Annotated in this window: 18 protein-coding genes and 1 riboswitch; of the genes, 13 read left to right on the top strand and 5 right to left on the bottom strand. The window is 49.1% G+C overall.

Features of this window, described 5'->3' with window-relative positions; translation table 11 throughout:
• Positions 1–350: 350 nt before the first annotated feature.
• On the top strand, positions 351–767 hold the full coding sequence (locus T472_RS16560) for a VOC family protein (protein ID WP_023385436.1): 417 nt from the start codon (positions 351–353) through the stop codon (positions 765–767).
• Positions 768–824: 57 nt separating this feature from the next.
• Here the strand turns inward: T472_RS16560 and T472_RS16555 are convergent, their stop codons facing one another.
• Positions 825–1,142 (bottom strand): hypothetical protein, encoded by a 318-nt coding sequence (locus tag T472_RS16555; RefSeq protein WP_023385434.1) that lies wholly within the window; start codon positions 1,140–1,142, stop codon positions 825–827.
• Positions 1,143–1,399: 257 nt separating this feature from the next.
• Here T472_RS16555 and T472_RS16550 point away from each other — a divergent pair, with 257 nt between their 5' ends.
• From T472_RS16550 to T472_RS16540, 3 genes are all read left to right on the top strand, one after another.
• The gene (locus tag T472_RS16550) at positions 1,400–3,175 is read left to right on the top strand and encodes a sigma-54-dependent Fis family transcriptional regulator (protein ID WP_023385431.1); all 1,776 of its coding nucleotides are present in this window, start codon (positions 1,400–1,402) and stop codon (positions 3,173–3,175) included.
• Between the two features lie 228 nt (positions 3,176–3,403).
• Positions 3,404–4,588, top strand: a complete 1,185-nt coding sequence (locus tag T472_RS16545; RefSeq protein ID WP_023385429.1) for an iron-containing alcohol dehydrogenase — start codon at positions 3,404–3,406, stop codon at positions 4,586–4,588.
• A 13-nt stretch (positions 4,589–4,601) separates the two neighbouring features.
• Positions 4,602–6,044 (top strand): CoA-acylating methylmalonate-semialdehyde dehydrogenase, encoded by a 1,443-nt coding sequence (locus tag T472_RS16540; protein ID WP_023385427.1) that lies wholly within the window; start codon positions 4,602–4,604, stop codon positions 6,042–6,044.
• A 38-nt stretch (positions 6,045–6,082) separates the two neighbouring features.
• On the opposite strand, the gene T472_RS16535 is transcribed toward T472_RS16540, so the two are convergent.
• Positions 6,083–6,574 (bottom strand): MogA/MoaB family molybdenum cofactor biosynthesis protein, encoded by a 492-nt coding sequence (locus T472_RS16535; protein WP_023385425.1) that lies wholly within the window; start codon positions 6,572–6,574, stop codon positions 6,083–6,085.
• Between the two features lie 211 nt (positions 6,575–6,785).
• Positions 6,786–6,903: riboswitch (molybdenum cofactor riboswitch) on the top strand.
• On the opposite strand from T472_RS16535, the gene T472_RS16530 reads away from it, so the two are divergent.
• The 9 genes from T472_RS16530 to T472_RS16490 all read left to right on the top strand — a co-directional run bounded on the left by T472_RS16530 (position 6,895) and on the right by T472_RS16490 (position 14,960).
• Positions 6,895–7,806, top strand: coding sequence for an ABC transporter substrate-binding protein (locus tag T472_RS16530; RefSeq protein WP_023385423.1), 912 nt, complete (start codon positions 6,895–6,897; stop codon positions 7,804–7,806). It overlaps the preceding riboswitch by 9 nt.
• Before the next feature lie 20 nt (positions 7,807–7,826).
• The gene (locus T472_RS16525) at positions 7,827–8,543 is read left to right on the top strand and encodes an ABC transporter permease (protein WP_023385421.1); all 717 of its coding nucleotides are present in this window, start codon (positions 7,827–7,829) and stop codon (positions 8,541–8,543) included.
• Complete coding sequence (locus T472_RS16520; protein ID WP_023385418.1) at positions 8,518–9,228, top strand: ATP-binding cassette domain-containing protein; 711 nt, start codon at positions 8,518–8,520, stop codon at positions 9,226–9,228. The genes T472_RS16525 and T472_RS16520 overlap by 26 nt, the downstream gene beginning before the upstream one ends.
• On the top strand, positions 9,221–10,444 hold the full coding sequence (locus tag T472_RS16515; protein ID WP_023385416.1) for a molybdopterin molybdotransferase MoeA: 1,224 nt from the start codon (positions 9,221–9,223) through the stop codon (positions 10,442–10,444). Before T472_RS16520 ends, T472_RS16515 begins: the two co-directional genes overlap by 8 nt.
• Before the next feature lie 11 nt (positions 10,445–10,455).
• Complete coding sequence (locus T472_RS16510; protein ID WP_023385414.1) at positions 10,456–12,360, top strand: molybdopterin biosynthesis protein; 1,905 nt, start codon at positions 10,456–10,458, stop codon at positions 12,358–12,360.
• A 13-nt stretch (positions 12,361–12,373) separates the two neighbouring features.
• Positions 12,374–13,333: a GTP 3',8-cyclase MoaA gene (gene moaA / locus T472_RS16505; protein WP_023385412.1), complete on the top strand. Its 960-nt coding sequence runs from the start codon at positions 12,374–12,376 to the stop codon at positions 13,331–13,333.
• Between the two features lie 2 nt (positions 13,334–13,335).
• Positions 13,336–13,830 carry a cyclic pyranopterin monophosphate synthase MoaC gene (moaC, locus tag T472_RS16500; RefSeq protein ID WP_023385410.1) on the top strand — a complete coding sequence of 165 codons (495 nt, stop codon included), beginning with the start codon at positions 13,336–13,338 and terminating at the stop codon, positions 13,828–13,830.
• Positions 13,818–14,255, top strand: a complete 438-nt coding sequence (locus T472_RS16495; RefSeq protein WP_023385408.1) for an MOSC domain-containing protein — start codon at positions 13,818–13,820, stop codon at positions 14,253–14,255. The genes moaC and T472_RS16495 overlap by 13 nt, the downstream gene beginning before the upstream one ends.
• Positions 14,256–14,270: 15 nt before the next feature.
• The gene (locus T472_RS16490) at positions 14,271–14,960 is read left to right on the top strand and encodes a HesA/MoeB/ThiF family protein (protein ID WP_023385406.1); all 690 of its coding nucleotides are present in this window, start codon (positions 14,271–14,273) and stop codon (positions 14,958–14,960) included.
• A 33-nt stretch (positions 14,961–14,993) separates the two neighbouring features.
• Here the strand turns inward: T472_RS16490 and T472_RS16485 are convergent, their stop codons facing one another.
• From T472_RS16485 to ypfJ, 3 genes are all read right to left on the bottom strand, one after another.
• Positions 14,994–15,401 carry a VOC family protein gene (locus T472_RS16485; protein WP_023385403.1) on the bottom strand — a complete coding sequence of 136 codons (408 nt, stop codon included), beginning with the start codon at positions 15,399–15,401 and terminating at the stop codon, positions 14,994–14,996.
• 114 nt (positions 15,402–15,515) lie between these two features.
• Positions 15,516–15,737 carry a hypothetical protein gene (locus tag T472_RS16480; protein WP_023385401.1) on the bottom strand — a complete coding sequence of 74 codons (222 nt, stop codon included), beginning with the start codon at positions 15,735–15,737 and terminating at the stop codon, positions 15,516–15,518.
• 79 nt (positions 15,738–15,816) lie between these two features.
• Positions 15,817–16,662 (bottom strand): KPN_02809 family neutral zinc metallopeptidase, encoded by an 846-nt coding sequence (gene ypfJ / locus T472_RS16475; protein ID WP_023385398.1) that lies wholly within the window; start codon positions 16,660–16,662, stop codon positions 15,817–15,819.
• Positions 16,663–16,992 lie beyond the last annotated feature (330 nt).

The raw sequence follows: 16,992 nt of genomic DNA, 5'->3' as shown, positions 1-16,992 counted from the left end.
TTCCCGATGGAGCATTGCATTTTTAGAAACATTTCCATAAAGGTACAGATGAAGCCAGAAGCTGTTTCCGGGCAACTCCAGACTTGACATCGACCCTTATGTTTAGTGTATTAATGTTAGCATTAAGGTGTTAACTCATGATGAAGCGGCTCAGAACAAACAGTAGCTTTTCCGTATACGTATTGTAAAGATAGTGTGTCATTTCAGATTCGATTTGATTTGGATGAATAGAGGGTGAACGGATTGGAAATTTTGGGTCAATATGGTGAAGTGTACCTATACAGCCTGAATAGGCAGATATACAATCGAATTGGCGGGAGAACCGTACTATATTCCAAGGAGAATCTAAAATGGCTGTACAGGTATATATCAATTTTGATGGAAATTGCCGTGAAGCTGTCACTTATTATCAGAAGGTATTCGAAACAAACGAGCCGAATTTCATGACATTTGGAAGCATGCCGCCAAGCGAAGAGCATCCGCTCCCGGATGCGGCGAAGGACCTTGTCATGCATACCGAGCTGGTGATCTCCGGTGATACTGTAATGTTCTCGGACACTTGGCCTGGAATGCCTCTTGTTGTCGGAAACAACATAAGCCTTACAGTTGTAGATACGGATATGGACAAACTCAAGGCGTGGTTCGCTGCAATGAAGGTTGACGGAACAGTGGAGATGGACCTTCAGGAGACCTTCTGGAGCAAGTGCTACGGCAGCCTTAAGGACAAGTTCGGCATAATCTGGCAATTCAGCCACAGAGGCGAATAGACATAAAATGACAGGACCGTCTGCTGACGGTCCTGTGTACTTTCTTCAATTGTATCCTCATATTTCAATCAGCGACCTCAGGTCGAAGACATAGGTATCCAGGAGGTATGTTGCTATGAATAGCAAAGTAACAAGGACTAGAAGCCTTATGAGACCTGTCTTCCTGGCTGAAGGTTCCTCCTGGCCTGCAAGTGTGCTCAGCCTGCTGAAGATAAGTACCGATACAAACAGGATTCCTGTGACAAGCGCTGCGATTGTGAGGTAGGCAGCTGCCTTTTCCGCAAATCCAATCAGCCTGAATATCGCTGCTGTGACTGACAGCTCTATGAAAAGTATGAGCAGGACGGATACGTGGTTTCTCTTTTTTCTCTCCAAGGTGCACCTCCAATCTATATCTGAAAGTATAACATAATTGAAGTAATTGGAACACGGAGCATGAAGATGATTATTCAATGCAATATTATTGTACAATGGTTAATATACCAAGACTTTTTTGCGGGGTTCAAAGCATGGACAATGAATTCAGGACGCTGCAGGATATCTCGATAATCAGCTAAGAGCCATACAGGTAGGACACCGAAACTGGACTTTACTATACCCAGTACAGATACTACAATCCGGAGGTAAATCAGATGGATGAGATTAACAGGAACAGCGGAAATTACAGTGATTCAGAGTCAATCGTAAGGGACTGGATGACGAGGGACCCGTTTACAGTAAAGCCTGAATCTACTGTGGAAGAAGCTATAAACATACTTGATATGCATGATATCTTCAGTGTTCCTGTAGTTGACGGCGACGGAATCTATCTTGGCCTAGTGACTAAGACCGTGCTGATGCAGCTATTCCTGAAGGACAAGTCACTTGATACAAGAGTAAATACCGTGATGACGAGAGATGCAACAGTTATTGGGCCTGATGACCCTGTCTCGAAGGCTATGGGAATGAAGGACGGAGCACTGCCGGTAGTGGATGGACTTGGCCATCTTCAGGGGATAATAACAAGGACCGACATCCTCAGTGCAAATTCCGGATACATCAGGAAGGTGAAGGATAAGCTTGATTCATCAGAAACGCTCAAGCATGTGCTGAATTCAGCATATGAGGGTGTGGTGGTAGTAGACAAGAACTGCACCATACTCGAGTTCAACGAAGCTTATGGAAGGTTCATCGGAAAGAGGCCTGAGGATGTCATAGGAAAGAATGTGGAGGATATCATTGAGAACACAAGGCTTCCTGTGGTTGTAAGGACTGGTATTGAAGAGAGAGGTCATATCCAGAGGATAAGGGGGCAGGACATGGTGGTCCATAGGATCCCCATCAAGAAGAACGGGGAAGTCACCGGGGCGATCGGAATGCTGATATTCGCTGATGTCAATGAGCTCTACAATATTATCGGAAGGGTAAATAAGAAGAGGGACCTCGACAAGAAGGGGAAAAATGAGCCTACAAGGAAGGAAAGGTTCCTTCTTGGCAAGATAATAGGAAGCTCCGGACCCATGCAGAAAGCGAAGGACCTGGCGAGGCGAGCTGCAAGGACACCTTCTACAGTCCTCATTACCGGTGCCAGCGGCACCGGGAAGGAGCTTTTTGCCCAGGCAATACACGATATGAGCCTCTTTTCTGAAGGTCCCCTCGTATCTGTGAACTGTTCAGCGATTCCGGGAACACTTCTGGAATCCGAGCTTTTCGGATATGAGGAGGGGGCGTTCACTGACGCAAGGAAAGGGGGAAGGAAGGGAAAGTTCGAGCTTGCCCATAACGGAACCATATTCCTGGATGAAATAGGGGACATGCCTCTCTTCATGCAGGCGAAGATACTGAGGGTGCTTCAGGACAGGATAGTGGAGCCTGTGGGAGGAATACAGAAGCGTAAGATAAACGTGAGGATCATAGCTGCCACTAACAAGAACCTTGAAGAGATGATCAAGGAAGGAACGTTCAGGGAAGACCTTTATTACAGGATAAACATAATCAGGCTGGAGCTGCCTGAACTCAAGGAAAGGAAGGAGGACATAGAGGAACTCCTCCTCGGCTTCATCAGGAGGTTCTGCAGCGAGTTCGGCTTCCATGAGAAGGTGCTGACACCTGAGGCGATGGAGATGCTTGTCTCATACGGATGGCCTGGAAATGTCAGGGAGCTTGAAAATGCCGCAGAGATGCTTGTAAGCCTTACAGAAGGGGATGTCATTGGAGTCGGGGACCTTCCGAAAAAGATATCTGATACCGGCACCAGACAAAATCATGATACATCCTCTGCGTTGAAGGACAGGGCAATGGAGGGTGAAAGGCAGGCTATCAGGGAGATGCTTGAGGAATGCGGCGGAAACAAGGCAGAGGCTGCAAGAAGGCTCGGCATACAACGCTCCACCCTTTATGAGAAGATGAAAAGGCTCGGGATGGATTAGTGTAGTTTTTATTGTACATGTAACGCTACATGCGTATGAAATATTGAACATGTTTAGGGTTGCGGTTGAAGTGACAAATACTTGTCAATCGTTGGGCCGCATGGATTTTGTTGAGGGAAGCGCGTTTTGGAGCTTTTCTCATTTTTTTGGGAAAATGTCCGGGGTGATTTGAAGTTGGCACAGTTCTTGCTTTTAAGGAATCGTATACATCAAAAGGGAGGTAGGGATATGAGTCAGATTTCAAAGTTCGAGCTGCCTGAGAAGATAGTCTATGGACAGGATGCTCTTAGCAAGCTCGGCGAAACAGCCGCTGAACTTGGAAAGAAAGCGCTTGTAGTCAGTGACAGGATAATGGAGAAGGTCGGGTATGTGGCGAGGGTTGAGAAGGAGCTTGCGGACAAGGGTATAGCCTGCAGCTTTTACCTGGATGCCAATACAGAACCGACAGACCTGTTCGTGGATGATGCGCTTAAGATCTGCAAGGACGGAGGGTGTGACCTGGTCGTTGCAATCGGCGGAGGAAGCTGCATAGATACGGCAAAGGCCGTAGCGGCACTTGCCACCAATGGCGGATACATTGGGGACTATATGGGTGGGAAAACCATGGCGAAGGAGCTTCCGCTTCCTCTCATTGCAATTCCGACCACATCCGGTACCGGATCCGAGGTCACCAACGTGACGATAATCGCAAGCACCAAAGACGATGTCAAGATGATGATAAAGCAGAAGGCATTCCTTCCGAGGGTGGCGATAGTCGATCCCCTGCTTACAATGACATCACCAAAGGGAGTCACAGCTGCAACGGGAATAGACGCGCTGTGCCATGCCGTAGAAGCTCATATCTCCAGGAAGGCTCAGCCTATAACAAGCACCTTTGCACTTTCAGCGATTTCACTCATAACCTCAAACCTCAAGGCTGCATATGACGACGGCAACAACCGTGAAGCAAGGGAGAAGATGTCCCTGGCATCCATGGAGGCGGGTACTGCATTCTCAAACGCTTCAGTCACGCTGGTACATGGAATGTCGAGGCCCATAGGAGCACTGTTCCATGTCCCCCATGGAGTGTCGAACGCTATGCTGCTCCCTGCAGTGCTGGAATTCACAAGAACCGAAGCACTTGAAAAGCTGGCCGAGATAGGCAGGCTGATAGCTCCTGAAGCAGACCTCATGACTGATGACGAGTGGGCGGACAAGGCGATATCAGAGATAAAGGCGCTCTGCGGATACCTTGGAATACCAAACATGAAGGGCTGGGGAATCAAGAAGGAAGACCTTGAGAAGTATGTTTCAAAGATGGCGACCGATGCCATAGCGAGCGGAAGCCCTGGAAACACACCGAGGGTCCCGAGCCATGAAGAGGTTGCAGAGCTCTACTGGAAGTGTTTCGACTACGATTTTTCGAAGGAATAGAGGAGGAAAAGAAATGGCAAAGCTAAAGAATTTCATTAACGGGGAATGGGTGGAGTCAACCACCGCAAGATATGACGAGGTTCCAAATCCTGCGACAGGAGAAGTGCTTGCTGAGGTTCCAATATCGACAGCTGAGGATTTTGACAAGGCGGTCGCTGCTGCAAAGAAGGCCTTTGAAGGATGGGGCACCACTCCTGTTCCCCAGAGGGCGAGGATACTGTTCAAATACCAGCAGCTCCTTGTCGAGAACTGGGATGAGCTTGCCCAGTTCATCACAATGGAAAATGGAAAGAGTCTCGGAGAAGCCAAGGGAGAAGTGCAGAGAGGGATAGAGTGCGTTGAGTTCGCATGCGGAGCCCCTACACTCATGATGGGCTCGCAGCTTCCTGATATCGCAACCGGACTTGAATCCGGAATGTACAGGTATCCTCTTGGAGTAATCGGAGGAATAACACCCTTCAACTTCCCAATGATGGTTCCCTGCTGGATGTTCCCTATGGCTATAGCCTGCGGAAACACATTCATACTCAAGCCGTCGGAAAGGACTCCGCTTCTTGCGAACAGGCTCGCTGAGCTTACAGTTGAAGCAGGATTCCCGAATGGAGTATTCAACATAGTCCACGGTGCACATGACGTGGTCAATGGGATACTCAGCCATCCTGATGTAAAGGGAGTATCGTTCGTTGGTTCACAGCCTGTGGCTGAGTATGTATACAAGACAGCCGCTGGAAACGGCAAGAGGGTTCAGGCCCTTTCAGGCGCAAAGAACCACAGCATAGTAATGCCTGATGCTGACCTTGACAATGCAATCAAGAACATCATTAATGCCGCATTCGGTTCCGCAGGTGAAAGGTGCATGGCCGCATCAGTAATAGTTGCTGTCGGAGAAGTTGGAGACAAGCTCGTAGCTGAACTGAAGAAGGCTGCAGATGAGATAAGGATGGGCAACGGACTGGACAAGGATGTTTTCCTCGGGCCGGTCATAAGGGAAGTCCACAAGAAGAAGACGCTCGGATACATTGAATCCGGAGTTGAGTCAGGCGCGACACTTGTCAGGGATGGAAGGCTGGATGAGGCCTGCAGCGGACCCGGATACTTCGTCGGAGCAACCATATTCGACAATGTCAGGACTGACACGAAGATCTGGAAAGAGGAGATATTCGCACCGGTGCTTTCTATAGTCAGGGTTGACACCCTCGAGGATGCGATAAGGCTTACGAATGAATCAGAATTCGCAAACGGTGCCTGCCTGTTCACTGACAGCGCCAGCGCAGTAAGGAAGTTCAGGGACAACATCGATGCCGGAATGCTCGGAATTAATGTGGGAGTACCTGCTCCGATGGCGTTCTTTCCGTTCTCAGGCTACAAGAAGTCGTTCTACGGCGACCTGCATGCAAACGGAAAGGATGGAGTTGAGTTCTACACAAGGAAAAAGATGGTTACTGCAAAGTACTAGAAAAGGGGCCGGGAATCCTCAGATTCCCGGCCTATGCTCTATGTCCTTGCACATTCTCCGTCTTCGCCGCGCATGATCTCTATACCGTGCTTTAGCACAGGTATTATGACATCAAGGCACTCATCCACTGCCTTTCTGCTTCCAGGCATGTTTACGATGAGGGTTCTCTTCCTGATACCTGCTGCAGCCCTTGAAAGCATGGCTCTGTTAGTAACCTCGAGGCTCTTTGCCCTCATTGCTTCAGGGATGCCGGGTACCACCCTGTCGATGACATCCATGGTAGCCTCAGGGGTTATGTCCCTTGGCGACATTCCGGTTCCGCCGGTTGTAAGGATCAGATGAAGCTCAAGCTCATCAGCCATTCGTCTGAGGTTTTCAGAAATTGTTTCACGGTCGTCAGGAACAACGATGTACTCGGCAACCTCGCCGGGAATCTCCCTGACCCTGTCCATGATGAGCTTTCCGCTCTCATCGACCCTCTCGCCCCTGGAGCCCTTGTCACTTGCTGTAAGTATACCTACCCTTATCATATCCAATCCCCCTGTTTGTAAACATAATATACAAGTGTATTCTAACATACTTTATCTGCTGGTGGGTTAGAAAGGGATAAGTGGAAGGAAGAAATAGGGATAAGCAATCGGTTTTTGTATCTAAACAGTACAAATCAAAGTGATTTCTCAGCAATTTGTTAATAGATAGCCAATAATTTATCATTGATATTGATTACAATAAGAAGTAAACTATACATGTAAGCCTCGAGCATACATGCCTAAACCGCTGTGCATGGCTGTATGCCGTTAGGGTGTCTCTGGAAACGGAAGCGCCTTCCATTGTGAAAAGGGGGATAATAATGAAAAATCTAAAGGCCATTAAAGGCACCATTCTCATGTCCTGTGCGCTGTCAGCGGTAATGCTCCTGTCAGCATGCGCAAGTACTCCTGCAGCACCGACAGCTGCTCCGACTGCAGCTCCTACGGCAGCTCCCACAGAGCCTGTCAAACCGACGCTGTCAGATACCAAGATCATACTTTCCACAACTACAAGCGTAAATGACTCAGGACTTCTTGAATATCTGCTGCCAGTACTGAAGGAAGATACAGGGATCGAAGTTGATGTGCTTTCTCAGGGAACTGGACAGGCAATACAGACCGCCGTCGACGGAAACGCCGATGTCATTCTTGTGCACTCGAAAGCGGCCGAGGAGACCTTCGTGAAGGATGGCTTCGGAGTGGAGAGGATAGAGTTCATGTACAACTTCTTTGTGGTTGTAGGTCCCAAGGATGACCCTGCCAAGATTAAGGGTGCAGGACTCACAGCTTCGGAAGCCTTCAAGAAGGTCATGGAAGCAAAAGCACCTTTCCTTTCAAGGGGCGACAAGTCCGGAACACATACAAAGGAGCTTGCACTCTGGAAGACAGCAGGGATTGAACCTGCCGGAGACTGGTATGTTGCAGCAGGAAAGGGAATGGGAGCGCTTCTGACGATGACTTCAGAGATGAAGGGATATACGCTGACTGACAAGGCAACTTATCTGTCAATGAAGGACCAGCTTGACCTTGAGATAGTACTTGAGGAGTCAGCAGACCTTAAGAACCAGTATACTGTCATTTCGGTAAATCCTGAAAAGCATCCTGATACCAATACAGAGGCGGTTGATGTTTTCATCGAGTGGCTCACTTCGGAGAAGACCCTCGACCTCATTGAAGAATATGGAAAAGACAAGTACGGCGAAGGATTGTTCATGATAAACTTCGCAAAATAATGAAAGATTGGTGAGACACAGTGATCGGCATAACAAAGGGACTCGTTGAGGCTTGGAATCTAATAGTTGGATTTGACAGTGAGTTGTATGGGATTATTGGGCTTACTCTCGTCATGACTTTGTCAAGCACTCTGATTTCAACTCTCATAGGGGTCCCTTTGGGAATGCTTGTTGGAACCACTGAATTCAGATTGAAGAGATTCGTCACAAGAGCGCTGAATGCCCTTATGGGACTTCCGCCTGTTGTGGCGGGTCTCTTCGTCTATCTTTTGCTTACAAGGACAGGTCCGCTGGGAGATTTTAGGCTCCTGTACAGCCTTCCTGCAATGGTGATCGCACAGGTTATGATTGTTACTCCAATCATAGCGAGCCTTACGATTTCCGGTATCCGGCTCAAGGTTGTCCCGATAAGGGAGACCTGCAGGGGGCTTGGTCTCGGGAAGGGTAAGACAGACCTCCTGATGCTCTTTGAATGCCGCTATCCTGTCCTTTCCGCTGTAGCTGCAGGATATGGAAGGGCAATAGCAGAGGTTGGTGCGATAATGCTTGTCGGAGGGAACATCCAGTTCAAGACAAGGGTAATGACAACTGCAATACTGCTTGAAACAGGCAAGGGAAATTATGGGATGGCTCTTGCACTAGGTCTGGTTCTGCTCCTGATTGCATTTGCGGTAAACTGGGGCATAAGCCTTATCCAGGAGAGGAGGACCAATGAAGATAGAAGTCAGGAAAGCTAGAAGGCAAAGGAATGGCAGGACCATTCTGGATGCTGAGGGCCTCGTGGTTGAAAGCGGAACAATAGCAGCTGTGATCGGTCTCAATGGTGCTGGGAAGACAACACTACTGAGAGCGGTCTCAGGACTCGAGAGTGAGGAAGGGGACTATATCCTATATGATGGTGAAAGGCAGATACCCCATGACAGGATTGCACATCTAACGCAAAGCTCATACCTCTTTGACATGACTGTCAGGCGGAATGTGCTTCTCGGACTCCATGGGAAGGGATATTCGGAGGCTGAAAAGGAAGCCATGGCACTTGAAGCGCTGAAGCGTGTTGGAATGGAGGCGTTCATCGACAAGAAGACAAGGACACTGTCCGGAGGTGAAGCCCAGAGGGTGACACTGGCCAGGACGCTTGTAATGAAAAAGGACCTTCTGGTACTGGATGAGCCATCATCTGCAACAGACATACAGGGTGCAGAGCTTATGGAGAGCCTGATACGGGATGTCAACAAAAGAAGCGGTGCGACTGTAATAATGACAACTCATAATCCCTCGCAGGCCTTAAGGCTTGCAGACCTTATCGTGTTCATGAGCGGAGGAAGGATACTTGAGTGGGGGCATCCGTCAAGGCTGCTCAAGGACCCGCAGAACGAGGAGACAATGAAGTATTTCAGGAATTGGAGAATTGAGGATGTTTGAAGTAAAGAGCGTCAAAGAGACCTTCGGGATAATATATGACAATTTCAGGGACACTGACCCCGGGAGTGAGAAAGTATCCATACTTGATGCGCTGGGAAGGCTGCTTGATGAAGACCTGGTCTCAGATAGCGACATACCTGCATTTCACAGGTCATCTGTAGATGGATATGCCGTAAAGGCGAAGGATACCTTCGGGGCGAGTGAATCAATGCCATGCCAGCTGAATATCGTCGGAGAAGTCAGGATGGGTGAAAAACCCGGATTCGCGATAAAATCCGATACAGCAGCCTATATACCTACGGGAGGAGAGCTGCCTGAAGGTGCTGATTCAGTGGTAATGGTAGAGTATACCGAGGATTTCGGTGATGGTGACATATTCATAAACAAGCCTTGTGCTCCAGGCAACGGACTTGTATACAGAGGTGATGATGTCAGACAGGGCAGCGTGGTCCTTGAAAAAGGGCAGAAACTCAGGAGCCAGGACATCGGTATGATGGCAGCCTTAGGCTATGAAGAGGTCCTTGTAAGGAAAAAGCTAAGGATCGGGATAATATCCACAGGTGACGAGGTAGTTCCGATCGGAACGATACCAGAGGGCGCCCAGGTTAGGGACATCAACAGCTATGCCGTATACGCGTCGGCACAGAGGATGGGACTTGATCCGGTGCTTTTCGGGATCGTCAGGGATGGATTCGATGAGATCAACGATACAGTCAAAAGGGCAATGGAGGTATGCGACATAGTGGTCGTATCAGGCGGAAGCTCAATGGGAACAAAGGATGTTACCGTGAAGGTCATCGATTCCCTTGGAGAGCCAGGGGTATTGGTCCATGGAATCGCAGTGAAGCCTGGAAAGCCGACAATACTTGGAAGGGTCGGAACAAAGGCTGTGATCGGACTGCCTGGACACCCGGCCTCAGCATATGTCATATTCAATGTCTTTGTAAGAAGACTGGTTGAGGTGATGGAAGGAAGGTCCGGCAGCCTTGAAGAATCTGTCAGAGCTGAAATGGATACGAATTATCCTTCGAACCAGGGCAGGGAGGAATACCTTTCCGTAACGCTCTATGAGAAGGACGGGAAAGCATATGCAAGTCCAGTCTTCGGTAAATCAGGGATGATATCTACACTAACTACCTCGCATGGATACATCCATATCAGCAGGGGCAGCGAGGGTGTGGCAAGAGGCCAGATGGTTGACGTTATGGTGTTTTAGGAGGGCTTACGATGAATTACTCTTATCTTGAAAACAAGGAGCTCGGCGAGGCTCTTGCCTACTACAAGTCCAAACTGCAGATGGAAGGCTTCAGTCTGGGGACTGAAACTGCAGATGTCCCATCCGCTCTTGACAGGATAACCAGCAGTGCGGTTTATGCGAGGATTTCTTCTCCGCACTATAACGCCAGCGCCATGGACGGAATCGCCGTGAACGCCCATGACACCTTCGGGGCTACTGACACGACTCCTGTTGTTCTGAAAAAGGGTAAGGGCTACGAGGTGGTTGATACCGGCGACCCCCTTCCTGATGGACGGGATGCAGTTATAATGGTGGAGGATGTCATTGACATCGATGAGGATACGGTAAGGATTATTGCAGCAGCAGCGCCCTGGCAGCACATAAGGCAGGTGGGTGAAGACCTTTGCCAGGATGAGATGGTCGTCCCTTCAAACACTAGGATAGAGCCCTCGACAATGGGTGCGATGCTGGCAGGCGGAATATCACAGGTTGAAGTCTGGAAGCTTCCGAGGGTCGGGATAATCCCTACTGGAGATGAGATAGTCGCACCTAAGGCTGATCCCCTGCCTGGAGAGATACTTGAGTTCAACTCAACCATATTCTCAGCAATGGTAAGGAGATGGGGAGGGATCCCTGTAACATACCCCATTGTTCCCGACAGGTATGAACTTATCAAGGGGGCTCTGGAGAAAGCTGTTTCCGAGTGCGACATAGTGATACTCAACGCAGGCTCATCTGCCGGAAGGGATGACTATTCATCCATGGCAATAGGTGAGCTTGGTGAAGTGCATGTGCACGGGATAGCTATAAAGCCAGGCAAGCCTACCATACTTGGGACAATATATGGAAAGCCTGTCATAGGTGTTCCGGGATACCCCGTATCGGGTATAATCGTGCTTGAGAAGATAGTGAAGGAGATCCTTGAAACTGTCATAAAATCGCCACTGAGGACATATCCCAAGATAAGGGCGGTGCTTTCCAGAAGGCTGATGTCAACCCTCAAGTATGAGGAATATGTCAGGATGAAGCTTGGAAGGGTAGGCGGAAAGCTTATCGCAACACCTCTAAGCAGAGGTGCGGGAGTTGTCTCATCCTTCGTGAAGGCGGATGCCCTGTTTACAGTACCGATGAACACCGAGGGCATCGAGGCTTCGGAGGAGATCGAGCTTGAGCTTCTGAAGACGGAGAAGGAGATCGAGAATACGCTTGTCATGACGGGAAGCCATGACCCTCTCATAGATGTGGCATACGACCTCATGAGGAAAAGGAATCCCGAGAGGTATGTAAGCTCATCCCATGTAGGCAGCATGGGTGGAATAATGGCGATAAAGCGCGGTGAGGCGCATGTGGCAGGAATCCACCTTCTCGATGAGGAGACCGGAGAATACAACAGGGCATATATCGAAAAGTACCTGAAGGGACAGGATATCGTAAGGATAAAAGGAGTCAAAAGAAGCCAGGGCCTCATGATAGCAAAGGGTAATCCACTCGGGTTGAAGGGAGTGGAGGACCTGTCTAGGGACGGACTCAGGTACGTGAACAGGCAGAAGGGGTCAGGTACAAGGATACTTCTTGATTACCTATTAAAGAACGGCACAATTGACAGGGATAGCATCTATGGCTATGACAGGGAGGAGCTTACGCACATGTCTGTAGCCATCCAGGTTGCGACAGGAAGCGCGGACTGCGGAATGGGTATTTTTTCTGCGGCAAAGATCTACGGGCTGGACTTCATACCGATATGCGATGAGGAGTATGACTTCATAGCTCCTGCAGAATACATGGATTCACCAATAATACGTGACTTCCTTGGTATAATCAAGTCCGGGGAATTCAGGGATAAGCTTATGGAGCTTGGAGGCTACAGCACCGAAGGATGCGGGACCATCCTTTGAAGGGGGAAATAGAATGATAGACCAGTACGGGAGATCTATAGAATACTTGAGGATATCTGTAACGGAGAACTGCAACCTGAAGTGCATATACTGCAATCCTGACGGGAAGCTTCTTTGCGACAAGGGTGCAAACTACCTGTCACCTGTAGAGATCGAGAAGATAGTTAAGGCGATGGCGAAGATCGGCATAAGGAAGATAAGGATAACAGGAGGAGAGCCCCTCGTAAGGCCTGATGTCTGTGAAATCATAGAGCGGATCGCAAAGGTTCCGGGAATCGAGGATATTTCCATGACTACAAATGGGATAAACCTGGACACCATGGCTGAAAAGCTTAAGGCTGCAGGGCTGAACAGGCTTAACATAAGCCTCGATACGCTGAAGGCAGACAAGTTCAGCTATATTACCGGGGGAGGGGACATCACAAGGACCCTCAGGGGGATTGACAAGGCCCTTGAGCTCGGTCTTATACCTGTAAAGCTGAACACCGTGCTGATCAAGGACATCAACGATGATGAGATAGATGACCTGATAGCCCTTGCCAAGGACAAGCCAATAGAGGTAAGGTTCATAGAGCTAATGCCGATAGGCTTCTACGGCGAAAAGAACAAGGACAAGATCATGTACAGCGATGAGGTCATAGAGGCAAGGCCGTACCTCAAATTCCTTAAGAAAACAGACAAGGGCGCCCCGGCAACCTATTACGGCATTGACGGATACCTTGGAAAGGTTGGATTCATATCTCCCATGAGCCACAAGTTCTGCGGAGACTGCAACAGGATAAGGCTCACATCTGATGGTAAGATAAGGCCGTGCCTTGGCCACAACGGGGAAATCGACATCAGGGGATTCCTTGATATGCCGATAGAGGAATTCGATGAAAAGATCGAGGAGATAATATACAGCAAGCCAAGGGGCCACAATTTCGAGGAAGGCTTCTCATCATCAAGAAAAATGAGCATGATAGGAGGCTGACAATGGAACTGAGCCATATAGATGAAAAGGGCAATGCAAGGATGGTTGATGTTTCCGGAAAGGAGCATACCGTAAGGGAGGCAACAGCTTCAGGAAGGGTACTCATGGACAGGAAGACACTTGACCTCATTGTAAGCAACGGGCTTCCTAAAGGGGATGTGCTGTCGACTGCAAGGATAGCCGGAATAATGGCGGCGAAGGATACATACAGACTGATACCAATGTGCCATAACCTGCCTCTGGATGGAGTCACTGTTGAGCTTTATCCGGATTTGGAGAGATGCTCCATAGAGATAAGGGCGACTGTCAGGTGCGTCTGGAAGACCGGAGTGGAAATGGAAGCCCTTACTGCAGCTTCAGTCGCATGCCTTACGGTATTTGACATGTGCAAGGCAGTTGACAAGAACATGATAATAGAGGACATCAAGGTCCTTAGGAAAACCGGCGGAAAATCCGGTACTTTTGAAAGGCAGGGGGAAGACAGATGGCAAGGGTAGTAGCGGTAAACATAAGCGACAGGAAGGGAGTAATCAAGACTCCGGTTGAGATGGGGGAATTTGAAATTGACCTTGGAATGAAGGGTGATGCCCACAGCGGAAACTGGCACAGGCAGGTAAGCCTTTTGGCACAGGAAAGCATTGATAAGATGAGCGCAAAGGGGATACTTGAGCTGACATCAGGAAAGTTCGCGGAAAATCTGACGACTGAAGGTATTGAGCTCTTCACTCTCCCTGTAGGCACCAGGCTGGAGATAGGTGAGGTCCTCATGGAGGTTACCCAGATTGGCAAGGAGTGCCACAGGGGCTGCCAGATAATGAAGATGGTTGGGGACTGCATAATGCCTCGTGAAGGCATATTCGCAAAGATACTTCGAAACGGTGTGATAAGGCCCGGTGATGAAATCAGCCTCCTGGCAGAATAGCCGAAAGGGGATATTATGGTCAGGAGATATGAGCGCAACATAGGTATGCTTTCACTTGAGGAGATGGAAAAGGTCAGGTCAAGCAGCGTCTGCGTGATCGGATGCGGAGGTCTCGGAGGTTATATCATCGAGCTTCTGGCAAGGCTTGGCATCGGGAAGATAACAGCTGTGGACGGCGATGTGTTCGATGAGACCAACCTTAACAGGCAGCTCCTCTCATATCCTGGAAACATAGGGACCGGCAAGGCCGGAGCGGCAGAAGCGAGGGTGAACCTCATCAATCCTGACGTTGCTGTCTATCCTTTGAATGTCTTCCTGGATGAAGAAAATGCCGGTGGAATTGTCCGTGGCCATGACGTCGTAGTTGATGCCCTGGACAGCATCGGGACGAGGCTCATGCTTCAGGAAGCCTGCAAAAGGGAAGAGATACCACTCATCCATGGAGCCATCGCAGGCTGGTATGGACAGGTTTCGACGATCCTCCCCGGAGATGACACCTTAAGTCTGCTTTATCCTGAAAATGCCGGAACGAGCAAGGGAATAGAGAAGCAGCTGGGCAATCCGTCCTTCACGCCTGCCCTTGTCGCCTCAATAGAGGCGGGTGAAGTCCTTAAGGTAATCATAGGAAGAGGAAGTCTCCTGAGGAACAGGATACTGAGGATAGACCTTCTGGAGCAGGAATACGACATAATTGAGATAAGATGAATTAGGGCAGGAAGTTTTGCTTCCTGCCCTCTCTCATCTTTCCTGGAAAAGCTCAACCAGTTCACCGTCAGGCCCCTTGAAGAAGGCAATCGTTATCGGCTTCGGAGGATCGCCTGGAAGAACCATGTCTTCAGGCTCCATGGTTATTTTCATTCCAGAAGCCCTTACCCTTTCGAGTACTGCTCTTGTGTCAGCAGTTCGGAGAGCGATATGAAGCTCTGACCAGCCTGCCTTCTCATCAGGGGTACCTCCTGAAAAAAGCTCAAGGCATGCACCATCCCCTGAATCGAGCATGATGCAGGACCTGTTACCAGAGTTGAACTCCATGACTTTCCTGAAACCGAGCACGTCAGTGTAGAAGGACACGGATCTGTTAAGGTCATATGCGTTGATCGAAACGTGATGGAAGCCTCCACCGCCAAGGATTTCGTTGGTTCCCAATGATATCATCCCCTTTATTCTATTCAGGTTCAATAATTACCGGCTGGTCTGGAGGATATTTGAAATGTGAAAGGAGGCCTTACTTGGATAAGACCTCCTTGATTTTCTGCAGTCCTACCAGATAAGCATCACTATGACGATAAGCACAAGTGTTGCAGCCAGCGAGACTATACCGAAATGCCTAAGCTGCTTCGGATTGGACATTTTAAGTATGTTCACGTTCTTCCTGTTTGCGGGCCTCTGCTCATAGAGCTTCCAGAAAGCAAGGCCTGAGAAGCCTACCCCCATTAGTACTCCGATGAGAAGCAGGTTCCGTATGAGTGTCATTGTATCCATCAGATGCTCCTTTAAATTGTTCTACACTGGATATGATACCACTGTTGAGGAAATAGGTCACTAAATCCTTGCTGAAATGTTACAGGTCATCTGTTCCGAATGTGTCCGATCCGGACAGGTCACCAAGCTTGTATCCCTTGTAGAACCAGTTCACCCGCTGCTCCGATGTGCCGTGGGTGAAGCTGTCAGGTACCGTGTAGCCCATGGACTGCTTCTGAAGGGTATCGTCACCTATTGCGTTCGCTGCCGTGAGGGCTTCCTCGATGTCACCCTCCTCAAGGTAACCCTTGCCCTGGACATGGTTGGCCCAGACTCCCGCAAGGTAGTCAGCCTGCAGCTCGAGCCTCACCGAGTACTCGTTATATTCGGTCTTGCTTACCTGTTGTCTGATCCTTTCCATCTCGTCGAGTATCCCTGTAAGGTTCTGTATATGGTGTCCCACCTCGTGGGCTATTACGTATGCCATGGCGAAATCACCGGGCGCCTTGTACTTGGTCCGTAGCTCCTTGTAGAAGGTAAGGTCCATGTATATCGTCTGGTCTGTCGGGCAATAGAACGGTCCGGAAGACCCACCTGCTACACCGCAGGCCGACTGTATGCTGCCTGAGTATATGACCATCTTTGGCTCGACATATTGCCTTCCGCTGGCTTTGAATACGTCTCCCCAGACAACCTCGGTATCTTTGAGGATGACCGAGAAGAAATCCGCCATGTCCTCTTCCTCAGCAGTCCATTCTACAGACTGGTTTGTGCCTGGATCTACAGCCGAGTTCTGGAACAGTGACCCCAGGTCACCGCCTCCAAGAAGCGTGATGATAAGAAGAAGGATAATGCCGATCCCTCCGCCGGCTGCGACCCTGCCGCCGGATCCCCCGCCGCTGCTTCTTCTGACATTGCCGCTCCCTGACCTGTCTCTCCATTTCATATGGACGTCCTCCTTTCTGAGTTTTCTTCGATTCATAGCATTGCTGCTATCCCTGTGATTAGATTATAGCAATTAAGCGGCAAGTTACTTGTAAACGGGGGGTATCCTTTTTGTTGCAGCCCTATGAACAACCGGTAATAGCCATTTTGCGGCTAATAGTCAAAATTGAGCGCCAATTAACGGATTTTGCAACTTGACATTGCATGCGAAATATATTTCTCAGAAAGCATATCATTGTTCGGATAATACCGGATGAAATGACTTGTATTGAAGAAAAAATTTGGTGAGACTTGTATGAGTTATTGAAATAATGGCATGGATGAAGTATAA

Source organism: Youngiibacter fragilis 232.1 (assembly GCF_000495435.3).
Taxonomy (GTDB): domain Bacteria; phylum Bacillota; class Clostridia; order Clostridiales; family Clostridiaceae; genus Youngiibacter; species Youngiibacter fragilis.
The sequence above is the reverse complement of the archived record's forward strand: the minus strand, read 5'-3'. Positions and strand labels throughout refer to the sequence as shown.